15 protein-coding genes are annotated in these 21079 nt (G+C 71.2%); 13 read left to right on the top strand and 2 right to left on the bottom strand.

The genetic code is table 11. The features are described from left to right. Positions 1–88: 88 nt before the first annotated feature. From FGX59_RS27745 to FGX59_RS27715, 7 genes are all read left to right on the top strand, one after another. Positions 89–1300: an ABC transporter substrate-binding protein gene (locus FGX59_RS27745; protein ID WP_138470457.1), complete on the top strand. Its 1212-nt coding sequence runs from the start codon at positions 89–91 to the stop codon at positions 1298–1300. Positions 1301–1383: 83 nt separating this feature from the next. After that, a complete protein-coding gene (locus FGX59_RS27740) occupies positions 1384–2409 on the top strand; it encodes a TRAP transporter substrate-binding protein (RefSeq protein ID WP_138470456.1) in 1026 nt (341 codons plus the stop codon). A 13-nt stretch (positions 2410–2422) separates the two neighbouring features. Continuing rightward, a complete protein-coding gene (locus FGX59_RS27735) occupies positions 2423–2926 on the top strand; it encodes a TRAP transporter small permease (protein WP_138470454.1) in 504 nt (167 codons plus the stop codon). Further along, positions 2923–4206, top strand: a complete 1284-nt coding sequence (locus FGX59_RS27730) for a TRAP transporter large permease (RefSeq protein ID WP_138470452.1) — start codon at positions 2923–2925, stop codon at positions 4204–4206. Before FGX59_RS27735 ends, FGX59_RS27730 begins: the two co-directional genes overlap by 4 nt. Before the next feature lie 93 nt (positions 4207–4299). After that, a complete protein-coding gene (locus FGX59_RS27725) occupies positions 4300–5274 on the top strand; it encodes an amidohydrolase family protein (RefSeq protein ID WP_138470450.1) in 975 nt (324 codons plus the stop codon). Further along, positions 5271–8090, top strand: a complete 2820-nt coding sequence (locus FGX59_RS27720; RefSeq protein WP_138470446.1) for an FAD-dependent oxidoreductase — start codon at positions 5271–5273, stop codon at positions 8088–8090. Before FGX59_RS27725 ends, FGX59_RS27720 begins: the two co-directional genes overlap by 4 nt. Before the next feature lie 2 nt (positions 8091–8092). Beyond that, positions 8093–8611 carry a nuclear transport factor 2 family protein gene (locus tag FGX59_RS27715; protein WP_138470470.1) on the top strand — a complete coding sequence of 173 codons (519 nt, stop codon included), beginning with the start codon at positions 8093–8095 and terminating at the stop codon, positions 8609–8611. A gap of 373 nt (positions 8612–8984) precedes the next feature. On the opposite strand, the gene FGX59_RS27710 is transcribed toward FGX59_RS27715, so the two are convergent. Further along, entirely contained in the window at positions 8985–9998 is a 1014-nt protein-coding gene (locus FGX59_RS27710; RefSeq protein ID WP_370296349.1) for a LacI family DNA-binding transcriptional regulator, read from the bottom strand. A gap of 138 nt (positions 9999–10136) precedes the next feature. Between FGX59_RS27710 and FGX59_RS27705 the strand changes: the two genes are divergently transcribed. The 4 genes from FGX59_RS27705 to FGX59_RS27690 are packed head-to-tail and all read left to right on the top strand — an operon-like array spanning position 10137 to position 15297. Beyond that, positions 10137–11159: an ABC transporter substrate-binding protein gene (locus FGX59_RS27705; RefSeq protein WP_138470442.1), complete on the top strand. Its 1023-nt coding sequence runs from the start codon at positions 10137–10139 to the stop codon at positions 11157–11159. Between the two features lie 60 nt (positions 11160–11219). Further along, entirely contained in the window at positions 11220–13433 is a 2214-nt protein-coding gene (locus FGX59_RS27700; RefSeq protein ID WP_138470440.1) for an iron ABC transporter permease, read from the top strand. After that, positions 13430–14494, top strand: coding sequence for an ABC transporter ATP-binding protein (locus tag FGX59_RS27695; RefSeq protein WP_138470438.1), 1065 nt, complete (start codon positions 13430–13432; stop codon positions 14492–14494). Before FGX59_RS27700 ends, FGX59_RS27695 begins: the two co-directional genes overlap by 4 nt. After that, a complete protein-coding gene (locus FGX59_RS27690) occupies positions 14491–15297 on the top strand; it encodes an inositol monophosphatase (protein WP_138470437.1) in 807 nt (268 codons plus the stop codon). Before FGX59_RS27695 ends, FGX59_RS27690 begins: the two co-directional genes overlap by 4 nt. Positions 15298–15300: 3 nt before the next feature. On the opposite strand, the gene FGX59_RS27685 is transcribed toward FGX59_RS27690, so the two are convergent. Further along, the gene (locus FGX59_RS27685; protein ID WP_240722765.1) at positions 15301–16707 is read right to left on the bottom strand and encodes a PLP-dependent aminotransferase family protein; all 1407 of its coding nucleotides are present in this window, start codon (positions 16705–16707) and stop codon (positions 15301–15303) included. 111 nt (positions 16708–16818) lie between these two features. On the opposite strand from FGX59_RS27685, the gene FGX59_RS27680 reads away from it, so the two are divergent. Then, entirely contained in the window at positions 16819–17991 is a 1173-nt protein-coding gene (locus tag FGX59_RS27680) for an MFS transporter (protein ID WP_138470435.1), read from the top strand. A 72-nt stretch (positions 17992–18063) separates the two neighbouring features. Then, positions 18064–21063, top strand: coding sequence for a hypothetical protein (locus tag FGX59_RS27675; RefSeq protein WP_138470433.1), 3000 nt, complete (start codon positions 18064–18066; stop codon positions 21061–21063). The last annotated feature ends 16 nt before the right edge of the window (positions 21064–21079 follow it).

Here is a 21079-nt window from a genome sequence, read left to right as displayed (position 1 = left end):
GCACTGACCTCCGCGACAAGGGCGCCGCGCCTGCCGGGCGCGGAGCCGCAAGCAAAGAAAAGAACGCAAGCCAACAGGAAGACAGATCATGACCCTTGCACGATCCGCGGCCGCGGCTGCGGCCCTGACCACCGCGCTGAGCGCGTTCCAGCCCGCTCTGGCGCAAGAGACTGGCGCAACCCTCGGCATCCTCGTGCCGCTGACCGGCGAACTGGGCGAATTCGGCCAGATCGTCGCCGATGCGGTGCAGCTCGGCGTCGACGAGATCAACGCCGCGGGCGGCACCAAGTGCGGCCCGCTGCGCACCGTCGTGGCCGATACCGGCGGCTCGGCCGAACAGGCGATCCGCGAGGCCAACAAGATGATCGACACCGAGGGCGCCGTGGCGATCCTCGGCCCGGCCTCGGGCGAAATGGTGGCGCTGGTCGACCTGGCCAAGCGCAAGAAGACCGTGATGATGTCGCCCTATGCCGGCACGATCACCCTCAACGAGATCGGCGGCGACTATGTCTACCGCACGGTCTCCTCGGATCTGGGCGACGGCGCGGCCTCCGGGCTGTGGCTGTCGGAGAAGGGCTACAAGTCGGTGGCCTTCCTGATCCAGAACGAGGAATCGACCATTTCGCCGGCGCAGGTCGCGCGCGATGCGCTGGCCGATGCCGGGATCGAGCTGACCGACATGATCGTCTACAATCCCGGCCAGCCCTCCTACCAGGCCGAGCTGATCTCGGTGCTGGCGCACAATCCGGACGCCATCTACCTGGCCGGCGGGCAGGAATCCGGCGTCACGGTGATGAAGGAGGCCGCGGCCGGTGGCTTCGAGGGCGAATGGCTGCTGACTGCCGACCTGGCGGTGCCCGAGGTCTTCGAGGCGGTAGATCCGCGCATCCTCAACGGCCGCGCCTATGTCGAGCTGGCCGAGGCCGACAGCACGCTGCCCGAGTTCAAGGCCTTCGCCGCGCTGACCCAGGAGAAGACCGGCAAGGCGCCGGGGCCCTTCGCGGCGAATTCCTACGACATGGCAATGCTCTCGGCGATCGGGCTCGAGGCCGCGGAGGCCTGCACCGGCGAGGCGCTCAATGCGGTGATCCGCGACATCTCCGAGGGCGGCGAGAAGGTCACCACCTTCGCCGAGGCCAAGGCCGCGCTCGCCGAGGGCAAGGACATCGACTACGAGGGCGCCTCCGGGCCGCTGACCCTCGACGAGAGCGGCACGCCGGCCGGGGCCTACATGGTCAAGAAGGCCGTGGACGGCGCCTGGGCCGACGAGAAGTTCTACCCCGCCTCCGCCTTCGAATGATCCCCGCGCCGCCCGTCCCCGGAAGGCCGGGGGCGGGCGGGCCCGGATCCGTCCCGCCTGCCACAGCCGACAGGAGCTTTCCCATGTCCGCCATCTTCTCCAAAGCCGCCTTCCGCCCGCTGGGCGCGGCGCTGCTTCTCGCCGCCCTGCCGCTGGCCGCCGCCGCGCAGGAGCTGAGCCTGCGCATCGGCCATGTCGAGGCGCCCGCCTCCACCACCCATGTGCTCCTGCAATCCCTCGCCGAGAAGGTCGCCGAAAAGACCGGCGGCGCGCTGGAGCTGCAGATCTTCCCGCAGAGCCAGCTCGGCAGCCAGCGCGAGATGACCGAGGCCGTGCAGTTCGGCGCGCTCGACGCCACCGCCGGGCCGGTCGCCTTCATGGGCGGGTTCAACCCGCTCGCCTCGATCATGGACATCCCCTTCCTCTATCCCTCCGATCCCGCGGCCGCCCAGGCAATCCGCGACGGCGGCTTCGGCGATGCCTTCTGCGAGAGCTTCAACAGCCGCGGCGTGACCTGCATCGGGCTCTATCCGAACGGCACCAAGCAGTTCACCTCCGAGCAGCCGATCGCCTCGGTCGCCGATTTCTCCGGCCAGACCTTCCGGGTGATGGATTCCGCCGTGCTCGTCGCCGCGCTCAAGGCGATCGGCGTGACCGCCGTCCCGATCCCCTTCGGCGAGCTCTACACCGCGCTGCAGACCGGCGTGGTCGATGGCGAGGAGAACCCGCTCGACACGATCTACAACATGAAATTCTACGAGGTGCAGAGCCATCTGTCGCTGACGAACCACGGCGCGATCGAGAATGTCCTGCTCTTCAATCCCGCCGTCTGGGAGGGGCTGAAGCCCGAATGGCGCGAGGCGATCACCTCCTCCTTCCAGGAGCTGATCCCGGAGATGATCGCCCACAAGGCCGCGGCCGCGGAGACCTCGCTCGAGGCGATCCGCGCTGCCGGGGTCGAGGTGACGGAGCCCTCCGCGGAGGTGCTCGAGGGGCTGCGCGCCGCGATGTTCCCGGCGGCCCGCGACGCGTTCCTGGCGCGTTCGGGCGAGGAGGGCGCAGCGCTCTTCGACGCCTACGAGGCGGCCCGCGCCGCGGCCGTGAACTGAGACCTTCCGCGCCATGCAGACCCTCCTTTCCCTCATCCGCCTGGCCGAGCGCGGCATCCTCGTCGCGCTTCTCCTCGGCATGACGGCGCTCTTCGCCTTCAATGTCGGCATCCGGCTCTTCGGCGGCGCGGCGGCCTCGTCCTTCCAGTGGATCGACGAGGTGGTCCGGCTGATGAACCTCTACCTGGTCTTCCTCGCCGCGGGCCTCGCGCTCGAGCGCGGCAAGCAGGTGGCGGTCGACAGCTGGCGGGCGGGGATCATGGCGCGGACCGGACTGCCGCTGACGCGGATCATCGACCTGGCGGGGCTCGCGTTCTCGCTCTGGATGGCCTGGCTGTCGCGCGAGATGGCGGCCTTCGTCTTCGCCTCCGGCCAGGCGAGCGCGACGCTGGGCCTGGCGGCGGGCTGGATCTACGTGGCGCCCTGCGCGGGCTTCCTGCTGCTGGCGCTGCGCTACGGCGCCAGCCTCTTCGGCGCAATCGACCGCCACGGCGCGGCACGGGAGGCGGCGGAATGATCCTCGGGCTCGCAATCGCGCTTGGCGCGGCGCTCCTCCTCGTGGCGGGGTTCGAGATGCTGATGGTGCTGGGCCTGCCCGCGCTGGCGGTCAAGGCCGGGTTCTTCGCGCGCATCCCCGACATGGTGATCGCGCAGAAGATGGCGGGCGGCATCAACCAGTCGCTGCTGCTGGCGATCCCGTTCTTCCTTTTCGCGGCCGAGCTGATGGGCCATGGCCAGATCGCCGGGCGGCTGACCGGTCTGGTGCGCGCGCTGGTCGGCCATGCGCGGGGCGGCATCGGCTATACCACGATCGGCGGCGCGATGGGCTTCGGCGCGGTCTCGGGCTCGGCGCCCGCCACGGTCGCCGCGATGGGGCACATCCTCTATCCGGAGCTGCGCCGCGCGCGGTTCCGCGACCGCTTCTCGCTGGGGCTGATCGTCTCCTCGGCGGAGACGGCGCTCTTGATCCCGCCCTCGATCACGCTGATCGTCTATGGCTGGATCACCGGCACCTCGATCACCGCGCTCTTCGCGGCCGGGCTTTCCGTCGGCCTGGTGCTGGGGCTGGCCTTCGCCATCCTGACCGCGATCGAGGCGCGCCGCACCGGGGTCACCGGCGATCCGCGCGCCAGCCTGGCCGAGATCGCCGCCGCCTTCCGCCGCGCGGGCTGGGCGCTCGGCCTGCCGGTGGTCATCATGGGCGGCATCTATAGCGGGCTCTTCACCGCCACCGAGGCCGCCGTGGTCAGCGTGGTCTATGCCATCGCCGTCGAAATGGGGGTCTATCGCAGCCTCGACCTGAAGGGGCTCGTCGCCATCGCCGAGAAGACCGCCGTGCAGAATGCGGTGATCTTCCTCCTGCTCGCGCTCGGCACGGTGCTTTCCTATTTCATCACCATGGCGCAGCTTCCCGCGCTGCTGATCGCCGGGCTCGACCAGATCCATGCCGGGCCGGTCGTCTTCCTGATGATCGCCAATATCGCCTTCATCGTCGCGGGCATGTTCGTCGATCCGAACTCGATCCAGCTGATCCTGGTGCCCGCGCTCTATCCGGTGGCGGCGAGCCTCGGAATCGACCCGGTGCATTTCGGCATGATCGTCGCGGTCAATGTCACGCTCGGCATGGTGACGCCGCCCTTCGGGCTGGACCTCTTCGTCGCGTCCTCGACGCTGCAGACGCCGGTGACCGAGATCATCGCGGGGATCTGGCCCTTCATCCTGGTCAACCTGCTGGTGCTCCTTCTGGTCACCTACGTGCCCGGGATCGCGACGCTGGCGCCGGCGCTGCTCCTCTGAACACCCATGGCCGGGCAGGGGTCCGGCCTGAAACGAAGCACACTGCAGAAATTCCCGGCCCGCGGGCCGCGGCACGACAAGACAGGAGGGTCCATGACACCCAAGATCACCTTCGAAGAGCATTTCATGGCGCCGGGCTTCGAAAAGCACTCCGCCGCCTTCCTGAAGCTCATCCCCGGGGCGGAGGCCGCAGCGCTGACGCGTCGGCTGGGCGATTTCGACGGCGAGCGGATCGAGCTGATGGACCGCTACGGCATCACCCGCTCGGTCCTGTCGCTGACCGGGCCGGGACCTCAGGGCGAGCCGCCCGAGACTGCCATCGCCGCGGCGAAGGGCGCCAACGACTTCCTGGCGGAGAAGATCGCGCCGCTTCCTGACCGGCTCTCGGGGCTGGCGGCGCTGCCGATGCACGATCCCGACGCCGCCGCGGCCGAGCTGCGCCGCGCGGTGACGGAGCTGGGTTTCCTCGGCTGCCTCGTCAACAGCCCGGTCCACGGCACCTATTTCGACGCGCCGGAATACGACGTCTTCTGGGCGGAGCTCGAGGCCCTCGACGTGCCTTTCTACCTGCATCCCTCGAATGCCCGCGCCCACCCGCCGGTCTTCGCCGACATGCCGGTGCTGACCGGCGCGACCTGGGGCTGGGGGGTCGATACCGGCAGCCATGCGCTGCGGCTGCTGTTCTCCGGCGTCTTCGACCGCTTCCCCGGCGCGAAGCTGGTGCTGGGCCATATGGGCGAGGCGCTGCCCTATCTGCGCTGGCGCTTCGACTCGCGCTTCGCCGCCTATCCGATGGGGGTGGAGCTGGAGCTGAGGCCCTCGCAGTACTTCACCCGCAACATCCTCGTCACCACGACCGGCGTCTGCTCGCATGCCGCGCTGATGGGCGCGCTCGGCGAGATGGGGCCCGAGGGGGTGATGTTCTCGATCGACTACCCCTACGAGGATACGGCCGCGGCGGCGGAGTTCATCGAGACCGCGCCGCTCGACGCGGCGACCCGGGCGATGGTCTGCCATGACAATGCCGCGAAGCTGCTGGGGCTGCCGCTGCTGGCGGAGGCGGCATGAGCTGGCATCCGAGCATTCCGGCGGCGGAGGTCCGCGAGAAGGGCGCCGTCGCGGTCGAGGCGGACGGGCTGCGCCTGGCGCTCTTCGCGCTCGAGGGCGAGATCTTCGCCACGGCCAATATCTGCACCCATGCCTTCGCGCTGCTGACCGAAGGGCATGTCGAGGGCGGCTGCGTCGAGTGCCCGCTGCATCAGGGGCTGTTCGACATCCGCACCGGCAAGGCGCAGGGCGCACCTGTGACGAAGGACCTGGCGACCTACGCGGTCAAGGTCGAGGACGGCACCGTCTGGATCGACACCGAGCCGCGCGCGGGCGCCGAGGCGGAGGCCCCGGCCTTCGCCGGGGCGGGACAGGGCCCGGACCCGCGGCGGGTCGTCATCCTCGGCGGCGGGCAGGCGGGGGCCGAGGCGGCCCGGGCGCTGCGGGCGGAGGGGTTCGCCGGACCCGTCACGCTGGTCGGCGCCGAGGCGCATGCCCCCTATGAGCGGCCGCCCCTGTCGAAGGACCTGCTTCTCGGCCGGACGACGCTGGCCGAGGCAGAGGTCTTCGAGCCGGGCGAGGCGGAGCGGCTGGGGACGGTGCTGCGGCTCGGCCTGCGGGCGACGGCGATCGACCGGGCGGCCCGGCAGGTCGCGCTGGAGGACGGCACGGCGCTAGGCTACGACATCCTGATCCTCGCCACCGGGGCGGAGGCGCGGCGGTTGGCCCTGCCGGGGGCGGAGACGGTGACGCTGCACTCCCTGCGCGATGCCGGCGATGCCCAGCGGCTGGGTCCGGCGCTGCGCGCCGCGTCGCGCGTGGCGGTGATCGGCGGCGGCTTCATCGGGCTGGAGATCGCCTCGGCCGCCCGCGCGCTCGGCCGCGACGTCGCGGTGATCGAGGCGCAGGACCGGCTCCTGAAGCGGCTCCTGCCCGAGGGCCCGGCCGAGCTGCTCGCCTGGGTGGCCGGAGAGAACGGCGTGGCGCTGCATCTCGGGGCGGCGGTCGCGGGGGTCTCGCCCGAGGGCGTCGCGCTGGCCGATGGCCGCCTGGTCGCTGCCGACTGCATCGTCATCGGCGCGGGCGCCGTGCCGGGCGATGCGCTCGGCCGGGCGGCCGGGCTGGAGACCGCTACGGCAGGCGGCATCCTCGTGAATGCCCGCGGCGCCACCTCCGATCCGGCAATCTACGCCATCGGCGACGTGGCAGTGGCCCGCGACGAGATCAGCGGGGCGGAAACGCGGATGGAGAGCTGGCAGAATGCCCGCGCCTCGGCCCTGCGCGCCGCCTGCGCCATTGCCGGCACGCCGCTGCCCGCGCCCGAGACCCCGTGGTTCTGGTCCGACCTCTTCGGCGGCACGCTGCAGATCGCCGGCCTGCCGGCGCCGGACCTGCCGACGGTGCGCCGCGACGGCGACGCCCCCGCCTTCTACTGCCTCGATGCCGCGTCCCGCGTGACCGCCTGCATCGAGTTCGGCGACCCGGAGCTCCTGCGCCTCGGCCGCCGCCTGATCGCCTCCGGACAGCCGGTCGACCCGGCGCGGCTGGCCGATCCCGACACCGACCTTTCCCTGATCGAGGAAGACGACATGAAGATGCTGCCCATCGAGAAGCGGTTCACCTGGCCGGCCTCCGGTCTAGACCGCGTGCCGGACTGGGTCTATACCAGCCGCGAGATCTACGACCGCGAGATCGAGCGGATCTTCCACGGCCCCACTTGGAACTATGTCGGCCTGGCCGCCGAAGTGCCGGAGCCGGGCGACTACATCCGCACCAATGTCGGCCCGACCCCGGTGGTGATGGTCCGCGACCATGACGGCGGCATCAATGTCGTCGAGAACCGCTGCTCGCACCGCGCCGCCGAGTTCTGCCGCGAGCTGCGCGGCAATGCCGAGGAATTCGTCTGCCCCTACCACCAGTGGAGCTACGACCTGAAGGGCAACCTCTCGGGCGTCCCCTTCCGCCGCGGCGTCAATGGCGAGGGCGGCATGGGCCCGGATTTCGATCCCGCGAACCACGGCGTGCGCAAACTGAAGGTCACCCAGAGGAACGGCGCGGTCTTCGCCTCCTTCTCGGAAGAGGTGGAGAGCTTCGAGGACTACATGGGCGCCGAGATGCTGGCCGATTTCGACACGGTCTTCCCGGGGCGCAAGCTGAGGGTTCTGGGGCACTACCGCCACACGCTGATGGGCAACTGGAAACTCTATCCCGAGAACCTGAAGGATCCCTATCACGCGACGCTGCTGCATACCTTCCTGGTGACCTTCGGGCTGCTGGTGGCGGGCAACAAGTCGGCGATGATCGTCGATCCCAGGGGGCGCCACTCGACCATGGCCTCGGCGAAAAGCGACGGCGCCACGGTCTCGGCCGAGAACAAGGCCGAGATGCGCGCCTATCGCGACGGCATGGTGCTGGAGGATCCGCGGCTGATGGAGTTCGTCGAGGAATTCGACAGCCCCTGGTCGGTGACCATGCAGGTGGTCTGGCCCGGTCTGATCGTCCAGCGCGAGATGAATACGCTGGGCGTGCGCCAGATCGTGCCGAACGGGCCGAACGAGTTCACCATGGTCTGGACCATGTTCGGCTACGAGGACGATGACGAGGAGATGACCCGCCACCGGCTGCGCCAGGGCAACCTGATGGGGCCGGCGGGCTTCCTCGGGCTCGAGGACAACGAGGCGATCAAGTTCGTGCAGGACGGGATGCTGAACTCGACCGGCGGCGAGCATCTGGTGGCGCTCGACCCGAAAGTGCCCGCGGGCACCTCGAACACCCTGATCTCCGAGGCGGCGATCCGGGCGATGTACAGGCACTGGCGGCAGGAGATGGGGCTGTGAGCATGATGACCGGAGAGCGGGCGGCCGCGGACACGAGGGCCGCGCGGCGCGAGGCGCGGCTGGCGATCGAGGAGTTCAATGCCGAATACTGCGCGGTGCTCGACGACGGCGACCTGATGGACTGGCCGGACTTCTTCACCGCGGAGGCCTTCTACAACATCACCAGCCGCGAGAATTTCGACCATGGCCGTCCCGTCGGGCTGGTCTATTGCGAGGGCCGCGCCATGCTGCGCGACCGGGCGCTGGCGATTGCCAAGACCTCGATGTTCGGGCCGCGCTACCTGCGCCACTACATGGCCAATACCCGCGTCACCGGGATCGAGCCCGGCGGCACGATCTGCGCGACAGTCAACTACATCCTGATCGAGACCCTGGCCGAGCTGCCCGAGGGGCGGCTGCACCAGGCGGGGCGGATGATCGACCGGTTCGAGCCGCAGCCGGGCGGCGGGCTGCTGCTGTCCTCGCGGATCGCGGTCTACGACACGCTGCTGGTGCCGAACGCGCTGGTGCTGCCGGTCTGAGAGGCGGCCGGGCGGCGATCCGCCCGCCGGGCCGGGCACCGGCTTGCGCCCCGCCGCGCCGCGGCCGGGATCGCCCCTGTCCCGGCCCGGGCCTGACCCGGGCCCTCCTCGAACGGCGGCGCCTTGGGCGGACATTCCGGGACGGACCTGCGCGTCGCTCCTTCTGGGGCGGCCTGCGGATAGGGAGCGCCGGGGACCGGAAGACAATGGTGCCGCGGGAGGTGCGGGTCCTCGCCCCCGAGACGCGGGGCATCCGCGGCAGCGCACCGGGAACGGACGGGCGCCGCGCGCGGCGCCATCTGCGCATCCCCGCCGCCATCGCCTGCATCGACGCGATGCGCGGCATCGCCCGCGCCGCGCCGGACCGGCGGATCTATCTCGGCGGCTGGCGGACCGAGCGGCGCCAGACCATGGGGACGGGCAGGGTGATCCGCTGCGCCTCCTCGGGGGCGCCGGCATCGAGCGAGGCGACCGCCTGGCGGGCGATCTCCTCCACCGGCTGGCGGAAAGTGGTCAGCGCATAGCCCTCCCAGCCGGCCTGCTCGACATCGTCGAAGCCGATCACCGAGACATCGCCCGGCACGTCCAGCCCGAAGCGGTGGCGCGCCGCGTCGATCACCCCGAAGGCGATCAGGTCGGTGGCGCAGAAGATGCCGTCGGGCCGGTCGGGCCGGGTCAGCAGCCGGCTGCCGAGATCGAGCCCGGTCTGGTAGCTGGTCGGCCCGTCGCATGCCTCGGTCAGCGTCCGTCCCGCCTCGGCCGCGGCGGCGCGGAACCCCTCGGCCCGGGCGGCCAGGCTCGGCGTTCCGGCGCGCGAATGCGCCAGCGCCAGCCGCTGGCAGCCCGCCGCCGCCAGCGCCGCGAAGGCCTGCCGCCCCGCCTCGGCATCGCCGAGCCGGATCATCGTCGTGCCGGGCCCCGCCTCGTCGCGGTTGATCAGCACCAGCCGCATGCCGTTGCGCAGGCAGGTCTCGGCCAGCGCACTTTCCGGCATGCCCGACAGCACGATCGCCGCATCGGTGCGGTAGGCGATCGCCTGGCGCAGCGCCCGCGCGACGCTCTCGTCCGAGCGGTCGGTGTTGATCAGCAGCCCCAGCCGCCCGGCCGCCTGCAGGCTCTCGCTCAGCGCGGCCAGCATCGCGGCGCGGAAGGGCGTGTGCAGCTCCGCCGCGATCAGCGCCACCAGCCCGGTCTGCGCGGTGATCAGCCCGCGGGCCAGGTGGTTGACATGGTAGCCCAGCTCCGCCGCCGCCGCCTCGATCTTGGCGCGGGTCTTGGCCGAGACCGACGCCCCGGGGGTGAAGGCGCGCGAGACCGCCGTGCGCGACACCCCGGCCAGCTCGGCCACATCCCGCGCGCTTACCTGCCGTCTCGCCAAATTCCGCACTCCTGTGCAAAGCGGTTCATTCCCGATGCCAAGCATATTAATGTGAAGTTTTATTGACAACTCAGGATTCGACCGGCAGTTTATTGCACACCTGTGCAACAGGACGGACCCGGAAAACCGGGCCTCAGGGAGGAGAAAATGAAGACATTGAAAAGCGCCCTTCTGGGCGCCGCTGCACTGCTGCCGGCCGCTGCCCATGCGGGCGAGCTGAACCTGATCTGCTCGGCCGACGTGGTGATCTGCGAGGCGCTGGTCGGCGCCTTCGAGGAAGGCCATCCCGATATCGACGTCAACATGGTGCGGCTCTCCTCGGGCGAGGCCTATGCCAAGGTCCGCGCCGAGGCGCGCAACCCGCAGACCGACCTGTGGTGGGGCGGCACCGGCGATCCGCATCTGCAGGCCGCCCATGACGGGCTGAGCGCGGAATACAGCTCCCCAATGCTCGGCGAGCTGCAGGACTGGGCGCGCGGCCAGGCGGAGACCTCGGACTTCCACACGGTCGGCGTCTATTCCGGCGCGCTCGGCTGGGGCTACAACACCGAGATCCTCGCCGGGAAGGGCATCGATCCGCCCGCCTGCTGGGCCGATCTGCTGGACCCGGCGCTGAAGGGCGAGATCCAGATCGCCGACCCGAATTCCTCGGGCACCGCCTATACTACGCTGGCGACGCTGGTGCAGCTGATGGGCGAGGACGAGGCCTTCGACTTCCTCAGGCAGATGCATGCCAATGTCTCGCAATACACCAAGTCGGGCTCGGCCCCGGTGAAGGCGGCGGCGCGCGGCGAGACCGGGCTCGGCATCGTCTTCCAGCATGACGCGGTCAGCCAGGCGGTGGCGGGCTTCCCGATCGCCGTCGTCGCCCCCTGCGAGGGCACGGGCTACGAGATCGGCTCGATGTCGCTGATCGACGGCGCGCTGAACGAGGAGGAGGCCAAGACCTTCTACGACTGGGTGCTGACTGCCGAGGCGCAGAACCTGATGCCCGGCGCCGGGTCCTTCCAGATCCCCTCGAACCGCGCGGCGACCCCGCCCGCAGAGGCGCCCGATCTCTCCGAGATCAAGCTGATCGACTACGATTTCGCCGAATTCGGCAGTGCCGAGCGGCGCAAGGCGCTGCTGGCGCGCTGGGACCGCGAGATCGGCAGCCTGCCGCTGGAATGACCCTGCCCGGGGCGCGCGCCACGGCGCGTCCCGGCCGCAATGAGACGCGACGGAGGGGCCATGGCTTCGACAGACAACCGCAGGCTCGACCTGGTCCTGGCGGCAGCGGCCGGCGCGCTCCTGCTGCTGCCCTGGTACCGCTACCGCTACGGCTTCTTCGGCTTCGGCTGGATCGGCGACCTGCCGGGGGCGGAGCGGGCCTGGCCGGGGCTGGCCCAGGCGCTCGCGGGGCGCTGGCAGATCTGGCCGGTGCTGGCGCTCCTCGCGGCAGCCCTGATCCTGCGGCTCATGCGCCCGGCGGGCGCAGAGCGGGGCAGGGCGCTCGCCGCGATCGGGCTGGCCGGGCTCGGCTGGCTTGCCGTCGAGGGCCTGGCGATCGGCCTGCGCGGCTGGAACTGGGAGCTGCTGGCCGCGCTTTTCGGCGAGGTGCCGGGCCAGCAGGCCTTCGGCGCGGGCGCCGTGATCGCCGGGCTGGCCTTCGCGCTTCTCGCCGCCTTCGGCTGGGCCGAAAAGGGCGTGCTGAAGGGCGATGCCTTCGTGCTGGCGGCGATCACGCTGCTGGTGCTGCTGGTCGCGGTCTTCGTCTTCTACCCGCTGGCGGCGATGTTCGCCGGAGCCTTCCAGGATTTCGACGGCTCCTTCACCGCCGAGGGCGTGCGCCGCAACATCGCCGATCCGAAGATCTGGTCGCTGGCCTGCCTGTGGGGCGGCAGCTGCGGCATCGCCTGGCGGACCTTCTTCCTGGCGCTCTCGACCGCGGCGGGCAGCACCTTCCTCGGCCTCGTCTTCGCGCTGGTCGCGACCCGCACCGGCTTCCGCTTCAAGAAGTCCCTGCGCCTCCTGACCGTGCTGCCGATCATCACGCCGCCCTTTGTCGTCGGCCTGGCGCTGACCATGCTGCTGGGACGCTCGGGCAGCCTGACCCAGCTGATCGAGGCCGCCACCGGATGGGAGCTCGGCCGCTGGCTCTACGGGCTCACCGGCATCTGGATCGCGCAGCTCCTGAGCTTCACCCCGATCTCCTTCCTGGTGCTGATCGGCGTGGTCGAGGGCATCAGCCCCAGCATGGAGGAGGCCAGCCAGACGCTGCGCTCGGACCGCTGGCGGACCTTCCGCAAGGTGACGCTGCCGCTGATGGCGCCGGGGCTGGCCAATGCCTTCCTGATCGGCTTCATCGAATCGATGGCGGATTTCGGCAATCCGCTGGTGCTCGGCGGCTCGGGCGGAGTTCTGTCGACCGAGATCTTCTTCGCCGTGGTCGGCGCGCAGAACGACCCGGCCCGCGCCGCGGTGCTGGCGGCGATCCTGCTGGCCTTCACCCTCTCGGCCTTCCTGGCGCAGCGGCTCTGGCTCTCGGGGCGCAATTTCGCCACCGTCACCGGCAAGGGCGATGGCGGCCGCGCGGCGCGGCTGCCGCGGCGGGTGGCCTGGCCGATCTCGGCCATCGCGGCGGGCTGGGCGGGCTTCACGCTTCTCGTCTACGCGATGATCCTCTTCGGCGGCTTCGTGAAGGTCTGGGGGCTGGACCACAGCCTGACGCTGGAGCACTACATCCGCGCCTTCGGCATCTCCTGGCAGGACGGGCTGCGCTGGACCGGCGTCGCCTGGGACAGCTTCTGGACGACGATGCAGATCGCGCTGGCGGCGGCGCCGCTGACCGCGGCGGTCGGGCTGCTGACCGCCTGGCTGATCGTGCGCCAGCGCTTCCGCTTCCGCGGCGCCTTCGAATTCGCGCTGATGATGAGCTTCGCCATTCCCGGCACGGTGATCGGCATCAGCTATGTCATGGCCTTCAACCTGCCGCCCCTGCAGATGACCGGCAGCGCGCTGATCCTGATCGCCTGCTTCGTCTTCCGCAACATGCCCGTGGGCGTGCGCGGCGGCGTGGCGGCGATGGCCCAGCTGGACGGGTCGCTCGACGAGGCCTCGCTGACCCTGGGCGCGGGCTCGGGCCGGACGCTCCGGCGGGTGATCCTGCCGCTGATGCGCCCGGCGATCCTGGCGGCGCTGGTCTATAGCTTCGTGCGGGCCATCACCTCGATCTCGGCGGTGATCTTCCTCGTCAGCGCCAAGTACAACATGGCCACGGCCTATATCGTCGGGCTGGTGGAGAACGGCGAATACGGCATCGCGATCGCGTATTCCTCGGTGCTGATCCTGGTGATGATCTCCGTGATCGGCGGCTTCCAGCTGCTGGTGGGCGAGCGCCGGCTGCGGCGCCGCGAGACGCCCGCCGCCGCCACCCTTCCCCTTGCCAAGGAGGCAACCTCATGAGCCAGACACGCGGCGCGGTGGAGTTCCGCAATGTCGCCAAGAGCTTCGGCGCCTTCACCGCCATCCCGGACCTGTCGCTGAAGATCGCGCCGGGCGAGCTGGTGACGCTGCTCGGCCCCTCGGGCTGCGGCAAGACCACGACGCTGAGGATGCTCGCCGGGCTCGAAAGCCCCAGCGCCGGGAAGATCCTGATCGGCGGGCGGGAGGTCACGCGGCTGCCCGCCGACCGGCGCGACGTGTCGATGGTGTTCCAGAGCTACGCGCTTTTCCCGCACATGACGGTCGCCCAGAATGTCGCCTACGGGCTGGAGGCGGGCGGGCTGAAACCGGCCGAGGCGCGCGAGCGGGCGGAGGCGGCGCTGTCGCTGGTCGGGCTCTCGGGGCTCGGCCCGCGGCTTCCGGCCGAGCTCTCGGGCGGGCAGCAGCAGCGCGTCGCCGTGGCCCGCGCGCTGGTCCTCGAGCCGCAGGTGCTGCTTCTCGACGAGCCGCTCTCCAATCTCGACGCGCGGCTGCGCCGCCGGGTGCGCAGCGAGATCCGCGAGCTGCAGCAGCGGCTGGGCTTCACCGCGGTCTATGTCACCCATGACCAGGAGGAGGCGCTGGCCGTCTCCGACCGGATCGTGGTGATGAAGGAGGGACGCGTGGCGCAGATGGGCAGCCCGCGCGAGCTCTACGACGCGCCCGCCTCGGCCTTCATCGCGGATTTCATCGGCGAGGCGAATGTCGTCGAGGGGCGGATCCTCGCGGTCGAGAACGGCACGGCCGAGGTGGAGCTCGGCGGCCAGCGCCTGCCGCTTCCGTCCCGCGGCCTCACGCCCGGGCGGGTGCGGCTGTCGCTGCGCGCCAATGCCGCGCGGCTCTGCGCCGAGGGCGCGGGCATGGCGGGCACCGTCGCCTCCTCGGCCTATCTGGGCGATCATGTCGAATACGAGATCGACGGGCCGCTGGGCCGGATCTTCGTGGTGGATGACGGCGGCGGCACGGTGCTGCCCCCCGGCGCGGCGGTCGGGCTGGAACTCCGCCCGCGCGGCCTGGCGCTGATCCCGGAGGGCGCGGCATGAGGGATGCGGGTCCGAAAGCGGACCGGCTGCAGGTCGCGGTCTCCGCGGCGCGTGCCGCCGGGGTGCTGGCGCTCGACTATTTCCGCCGCCGCGACGCGCTGGTGATCGAGACCAAGCGCTGTGCCTCGGACCTTGTCTCGCAGGCCGACCGCGAGGTCGAGACGCTGATCCGGGCCGCCCTCGCCGAAGCCTTCCCGGCCGATGCCCAGCTGGGCGAAGAGCACGGGCTGAGCCCGGGGACAAGCGGCGTGACCTGGGTGATCGACCCGATCGACGGCACCGCGCCCTATCTGGCGGGGCTGCCGGGCTGGTGCGTCTCGATCGGCGCCTGCGACGCGGACGGCCCGTGCCTCGGGGTGATCTATGCGCCGGTTCTGGGCGAGCTTTTCACCGCCGTCCGCGGCGGCGGCGCGACGATAAACGGCACGGAGATCCGCGCCGCTTCGGGCGATCTGCGCTCCGGCCTCCTCGGCATCGGCGCCAATGATCGCGTCGCCCCGGCGCGGGTCGGCGAGATGCTCGCCGCGCTGATGGAGGCGGGTGCCGCCTGGACCCGCTACGGCTCGGGCGCGCTGATGCTGGCCTGGGTCGCGGCGGGGCGGTTGACCGGCTATGCCGAGCCGCGGATGAGCGCCTGGGACTGCATGGCGGGCTACTGCCTGATCGCCGAGGCCGGCGGGCGCGTCCGGCCCTTCCCCGATGGCCCGGGGCTGCTGGCCCCCGCGCCGGTGATGGGCGCCGGGGCCGGGGCCTTCGACGAGCTCGCCGCGATCTGCGGCTTCGGCCGCAGCCCGGACTGGTAGCCCTCAGGCCGCCGCCATCAGCCGCTCCAGCGCGGGCAGGAGCGTGCCGGGCGCGGATTGCGCCACGTTGAAGCGCAGGAAGCTGCCGCAGCCCTGCGACACGCTGAAGGCGTTGCCGGGCGCCAGCACGATGCCCTCGGCCCAGGCGGCGCGGGCCAGCGCCGCCGCGTCCATCCCGTCCGGCAGCCGGCACCAGAGGAACAGCCCGGACTCGGGCCGGTGCCAGATCTCCAGCCCCGCCGCCTCGAGCCCCGGCGCCAGCGCGGTCATCGCAGCGGCCAGCCGCCGCCGCAGGCCCAGCACATGGCGGCGGTAGCTGCCCTCCTTCAGCAGGTGCAGCACCAGCTCGGCGGGCAGGGCGCCGCCGCCGAAGGCCGTGGCCAGCTTCAGATCGGCCAGCCCCTCGATCCAGTCCGGCCGCGCCGCGATGTAGCCGCAGCGCAGCGAGGCCGAGAGCGTCTTCGAGAAGCTGCCGATCTGGATCACCCGCTCCAGCCCGTCGAAAGCGGCGAGCCGGGGCGAGGGGACGGTCTCGAAATCGGCGAAGATGTCGTCCTCGGCGATCAGCAGCCCATGCGCTTCGGCGAGCCGCAGCAGCCGGTGCGCCACCGTCGGGGCGAGAAGCGTGCCGGTCGGGTTATGCGGCCCGGCATTGGTGATGTAGAGCCGCGGCCGGCGGTCGCGCAGCGCCGCCTCGAAGGCCGCCAGATCGGGGCCCGCGGGTCCGCGCGGCACGCCGATCACCGTGACGCGATGCGCGCGCAGGAGCGCCAGGAAGTTGAAATAGCACGGATCGTCGACCAGCACCGTGTCGCCCGGCTCCAAGAGGAAGCGGCAGACGAGGTCGAGCGCCTGGGTGCCGCTCTCGGCCAGCATGATCTGCGCGGGCTCCGCCTCCACCCCGGCATCGGCCAGCCGCACCGACAGGAGCCGCCGGAGCTCGGGCAGGCCCAGCGGCGTGGCATAGCCGGTCAGCCCGGCCGCCTCGCGGCGCGCCAGTGCGCGCAGGGCGCGGCGGATCTCGGGCTCGGGCATCCAGTCGGCGGGCAGCCAGCCGCAGCCCGGATTGGCGCGGATCCCCCGCCCGTCGAGCGCCTGGCGGGTGATCCGCAGCGGGTCGATCTCGCGCGCCATGGGCGGCCCCGCCTCGATCAGCGAGAAGGGCGGCAGCGGCCCGGCGACATAGAAGCCCGAGCCCGGCCGCGGCGCGACCAGCCCCTCGGCCGCCAGCCGCTCATAGGCCTCGACCACGGTCGAGCGCGACACGCCCAGCCGCGCCGAGAGCGCCCGGATCGAGGGCAGCCGCATCCCCGGCGCCGCCCGCCGCCCGGCGATCTGGCCGCGCAGGGTCTCCATGACCTGCACGACCAGCGTCTGCCCCTCCGTCCGCGTCAGCGCTCCGCCTGCCATCCGTTCTGCTCTTCCCGCCAGTACAGTTTGGCCGAACTGTACGGGACCGTCCCTGTCGGCGCCAGCCCTGCTGCGCCAGTCTGCGCGGACCGAAATGATGCGAGACCCGCCATGCCCCGACCCCGTTCCGCCGCTGCCGCCCTGCTGGCGGCAAGCCTCTTTGCCGTCACCTTCGCCGTGAACCTGCAGGCGCCCCTGGTGCCGGCCTATGTCGCGGGCACGCGGATGGAGGCGACGGCGGCGGCGCTCTCGATCGCGGCCTATGCCGCCGGGCTGATGCCGGTTCTGCTCTGCCTCGGCGGGCTCTCGGACCGGATCGGGCGCCGGCTGCCGCTGGCCGCCGCGCTGCTTCTGGGAACGGCGGCGACGCTGCTTCTGGCGCTTGCGCCGGGCTGGGCGTCGCTGGCGGCGGCGCGGCTGCTGCTGGGGGCGGGGACCGGGCTCGCCACCACGGCGGGGGCGGCCTACATGGCCGAGCTCGCCGGTCCCGGGCGTGAGGCCCGCGCCGCGCTGGCGGTAACCTCGGCCACCTCCCTGGGCTTCGGCGGCGGCGCGCTGGCGACCGGGACGAGCCTCCTCCTGCAGGGGCCGAGCCTGATGCCCGCCAGCTACTGGGGCTACCTGATGGCCGCGCCCTTGCTGGCGCTCGCCTGCCTGCGGCTGCCCCGCGCCGACCGGCCGCGGCGGGTGCCGCTGCTGCGCCGTCCGGTCTTTCCGCAGGGCACGGCGATCTTCGGCACGGTGCTGGCGCTCAGCTGGGCCTCGACCGGCATGACCATCGCCATGGTGCCGCTGCTGCTGGCGCGGCAGGGCCTGGGCGGCTGGTCGGGCTTCGTGATCTTCCTGGCGCTCTTCACCGGCTTCCTCTGCCAGCCCCGGGCGCGGCGGATGGGCAACCGCGCCGCGCTGTCGCTGGGCATGTGCCTGATCCCGCCGGGTTTCCTGGCGCTGCTGGCTGGCGCCGCGCTGCACTCCGTGCCGCTGGTGCTGGCCGGGACCGCGCTGACCAGCGCCTCGAGCTACGGCTTCACCTATCTCTCCGCGCTCTCCGAGGTCTCGCAGCGCGCCGGGGAGGACCGGGCGCGGGCGGTGGCGGGGCTTTTCGTCTATGCCTATGGCGGTTTCGCGATCCCGGTGATGGCCGCCGGAGCACTGGCGGACCGCGCCGGGCTGCTGCCTGCCATGGCCGCTTTCGCCGCGGTGCAGCTCGTCATCCTGGCGGCGGCGGCCTGGCTGGCGCGGCCGGGACGGGGCGGGGCAGGGCGGGTCCTGCCGGTCCGCTGAACGGCAAAAGTCTTGCTATGTGAACAAAATCCCGGCATCGTGGCGGTATTTTCGACAACAAGGTTTTGACACATGTCCCGTTTCAGCGCCGCCGCCGCCGCTGCCATCCTGCTCCTGTCTTCTGCGGGAGGGACGCGTGCGGAAACCGGATCGGCCGAACTGCCGCTGCCCTCCGAGCTGCCGCTGCTCGATTACGAAGCCGTTCTTTTCCCCTTCATCGCCAACCGCGTCTTCGCCGACGAGGGCTGGACCCGCGACAAGCGCTGGCGCGATACCGGCCCGTTCCTGCTGGGCACCTCCTACGGCATCCACCCGGCGGTGCGGATCTCCTATTCGCCTGGGGCGCTGGCCTGGCTCGAGGGCGGCCGCCAGGGCGCGGTGCCGGACGGGGCGATCTTCGTCAAGGAAATGGCGACGCCGCCCGCCGCGCGCTATGTCGAGTACCGCCGCATGCTCGAATACCTGCATCCGGACGATCCCGGTACCGTCGAGGCGGAGATGCTCGCCTTCCTGAAGAAGACCGGCGGGCTCAACTGGACGGTGATGGTCAAGGATAGCAGCCTGTCCCATGGCGGCTGGTTCTTCGCCTCGGTCGGGCAGGACGCCAGGATCGACAGTTTCGCGGCGCCCCTCACCACGCCCGCGGGCCAGGCGGCGGACGGGATGTGCATGCGCTGCCACGCCTCCGCCGAGAGCGAGCTGGTCTATTCCGCGCTGGAGAATATCGAGGGCTTCCCCGGAGAGCCGCTGATCTTCTCGGTCGACGAGAGCTGGCGCAACATGGAGGACTTCCCGCCCGGGCCCTTCAACCTGCCTAGCGTGCAGCGCCCGGCGGAGGGGCAGAGCGAAAGCGACCTGATCCGCGATTTCTTCCATGACCGCAGCGCGCTGGCCGCCTCGAACGCGGAGGCGCCGCCCTCGCCGACCGAGGTCAACCCGGCCTTCGCCGCCGCCTTCCCGCCCTCGGGCGGCATCGGCATCGCGGCGGCGGCGCTGCAGGTCCTGCCCAGCGAATGGCTCGACCATGTGCCCTCGCCGCCCGGCGGGCCGCAGCATTTCCTGACCTCGGACAACTGCATCGGCTGCCATGGCGGGCTCGGCGGGCCGCCCTCGGGCACGACGATGTTCCTGCAGACCGGGCCGGATTACGGCGACGGCTACAATATCTCGGAATACGGCGAATGGCGCTGGTCGCCGATGGGGCTGGCGGGGCGCGACCCGGTCTTCTTCGCCCAGCTCGAAAGCGAATTCGCGCTGCTCGAGAAGGCCGGGACCGGCGAACTGGCCGCCAATCTCGGCACGACCTGCCTGTCCTGCCATGGCGCGATGGGCCAGCGGCAGCTGCAGATCGACGCCGCGGCCGATCCGCAATCCGGGCTCGACCCGAATGATTTCAAGCCGTCCTATGCGCTCCTGCACGCGCCCCTGACCGCGGCGGAGCTGGAGGCGCAGACGGCGGACGGGACCTATCCCTACCACGAATACGGCAATCTCGCGCGCGAGGGGGTCTCCTGCGCGGTCTGCCACCATATCGCCCCGCCAGAGCGGGCGGAGGGCCAGCCCGACTACAACCCGCTCGACACCTACCTGATGAACGGCACGACGGGCGTCTTCCGCATGACGGAGGCGGACCGGCTGATCGGCCCCTATGACGATGTCCGCCAGACGCCGATGGAGCACGCGATGGGGATCACCCCGGCCGGCGACAGCTACATCCGGGACAGCGAGCTCTGCGGCGCCTGCCACACGATCAACCTGCCCAATGTCGATGCCGACCGCGCCGCGCCGCTCGACGGCTATACCGCGGCCGACCAGGAGGTGTTCAACCAGGCGGCCAGGAACGGCGCGGCCTTCCTGAGGGAGGAATACGGCGTCACCTTCCCGGGGCCGCTGACCGAGTTCCAGCATTCGGTGGAGCAGGCGACCTATCTGGAATGGGTCAACAGCGAGTACAGCGAGGAGGCGACCGCGCAATCCTGCCAGGACTGCCACATGAAGGCGGGGTTCAAGAGCGCCGATGGCAGCCTGGAGCTGTCCTCGATCACCACGCAGATCGCCACGATCCAGGACACGAACCTGCCGGCCGTGGCCAACCTGCTGCCGCAGGCCGAGGTCGACGTGCCCTTCCGCGAGGGCTACCGGCGGCACAGCTTCGTCGGGCTGAACGTCTTCATGGTCGAGATGATGCGCCAGTTCCGCGCCGAGATGGGGATGAGCCTGACCGATCCGATGACCTATGCGACGAACGGCGCCGAGCTGTCGATCGGCACGATGGCGCTGCAGGCCGCGGAGGAGACCGCCGGGATCGATCTGTCGCTCGCCGCCGCCGGGGACGGGATCGACGCGGAAGTGACGGTGACGAACCGCACTGGCCACCGGCTGCCCTCGGGCGTGGGCTTCCGCCGCGCCTTCCTGGAGGTGAAGGCGACCGCGGCGGATGGCACGGTGCTCTGGTGCTCGGGCTGCACCGACGGCGCGGGGGTGATCCTCGACGGGCCGGACGGGCAGCCGCTGCCGACCGAGTTCCTCGATGTCCTGCCCGAGGGCGGCGGCACCGCGCTCTACCAGCCGCATCACGCGGTGATCGACGACCCGTCGCAGGTGCAGATCTACGAGGAGCTGACGCAGAATGCCGAGGGCGCCTTCACCACGAGCTTCGTGCACCGGGTGTCGCATCCGAAGGACAACCGCCTGCTGCCCCATGGCGCGCTGCGCCCGGGCACGGCGGACTTCGCCGCCAAGTTCGGCGACAGCGAGGTGACCTCCGCCTTCATGAAGGCGACGCTGCCCGAGGGCCGGGCGGCGGAGGATCCGGATTTCGCGGCCGGATCCGACCGGCTGGCCTACCGCATCGCGCTGCCTGCGGGGACGGATCCGGCCGGGGTGACGGTCTCGGCGACGCTCTATTCCCAGGCGATCCCGCCCTACTACCTCAGGCAGCGCTTCGAGACCGCGCCCGAGGGGCCCGCGACGCAGCGGCTCTACTACCTGGCCAGCCGGCTGGTGACCGAGGGCACGCTGATCGAGGACTGGAAGCTCGCCACCGCGCGGGCCTCGGCAAGCCTGCAATAGGCGCCCACGCCGTCCC

This window comes from Poseidonocella sp. HB161398 (assembly GCF_005870025.1).
In the GTDB taxonomy this organism is placed as follows: domain Bacteria; phylum Pseudomonadota; class Alphaproteobacteria; order Rhodobacterales; family Rhodobacteraceae; genus Mangrovicoccus.
This window is presented reverse-complemented; position numbering and strand designations above follow the sequence as displayed.

Coding starts and splice junctions, on each gene's coding strand:
- FGX59_RS27695 (WP_138470438.1), top strand. CDS start 13,430: ATGAGCCAGACACGCGGCGCGGTGGAGTTCCGCAATGTCGCCAAGAGC.
- FGX59_RS27675 (WP_138470433.1), top strand. CDS start 18,064: ATGTCCCGTTTCAGCGCCGCCGCCGCCGCTGCCATCCTGCTCCTGTCT.
- FGX59_RS27730 (WP_138470452.1), top strand. CDS start 2,923: ATGATCCTCGGGCTCGCAATCGCGCTTGGCGCGGCGCTCCTCCTCGTG.
- FGX59_RS27680 (WP_138470435.1), top strand. CDS start 16,819: ATGCCCCGACCCCGTTCCGCCGCTGCCGCCCTGCTGGCGGCAAGCCTC.
- FGX59_RS27735 (WP_138470454.1), top strand. CDS start 2,423: ATGCAGACCCTCCTTTCCCTCATCCGCCTGGCCGAGCGCGGCATCCTC.
- FGX59_RS27740 (WP_138470456.1), top strand. CDS start 1,384: ATGTCCGCCATCTTCTCCAAAGCCGCCTTCCGCCCGCTGGGCGCGGCG.
- FGX59_RS27685 (WP_240722765.1), bottom strand. CDS start 16,707: ATGGCAGGCGGAGCGCTGACGCGGACGGAGGGGCAGACGCTGGTCGTG.
- FGX59_RS27720 (WP_138470446.1), top strand. CDS start 5,271: ATGAGCTGGCATCCGAGCATTCCGGCGGCGGAGGTCCGCGAGAAGGGC.
- FGX59_RS27745 (WP_138470457.1), top strand. CDS start 89: ATGACCCTTGCACGATCCGCGGCCGCGGCTGCGGCCCTGACCACCGCG.
- FGX59_RS27690 (WP_138470437.1), top strand. CDS start 14,491: ATGAGGGATGCGGGTCCGAAAGCGGACCGGCTGCAGGTCGCGGTCTCC.
- FGX59_RS27725 (WP_138470450.1), top strand. CDS start 4,300: ATGACACCCAAGATCACCTTCGAAGAGCATTTCATGGCGCCGGGCTTC.
- FGX59_RS27715 (WP_138470470.1), top strand. CDS start 8,093: ATGATGACCGGAGAGCGGGCGGCCGCGGACACGAGGGCCGCGCGGCGC.
- FGX59_RS27700 (WP_138470440.1), top strand. CDS start 11,220: ATGGCTTCGACAGACAACCGCAGGCTCGACCTGGTCCTGGCGGCAGCG.
- FGX59_RS27705 (WP_138470442.1), top strand. CDS start 10,137: ATGAAGACATTGAAAAGCGCCCTTCTGGGCGCCGCTGCACTGCTGCCG.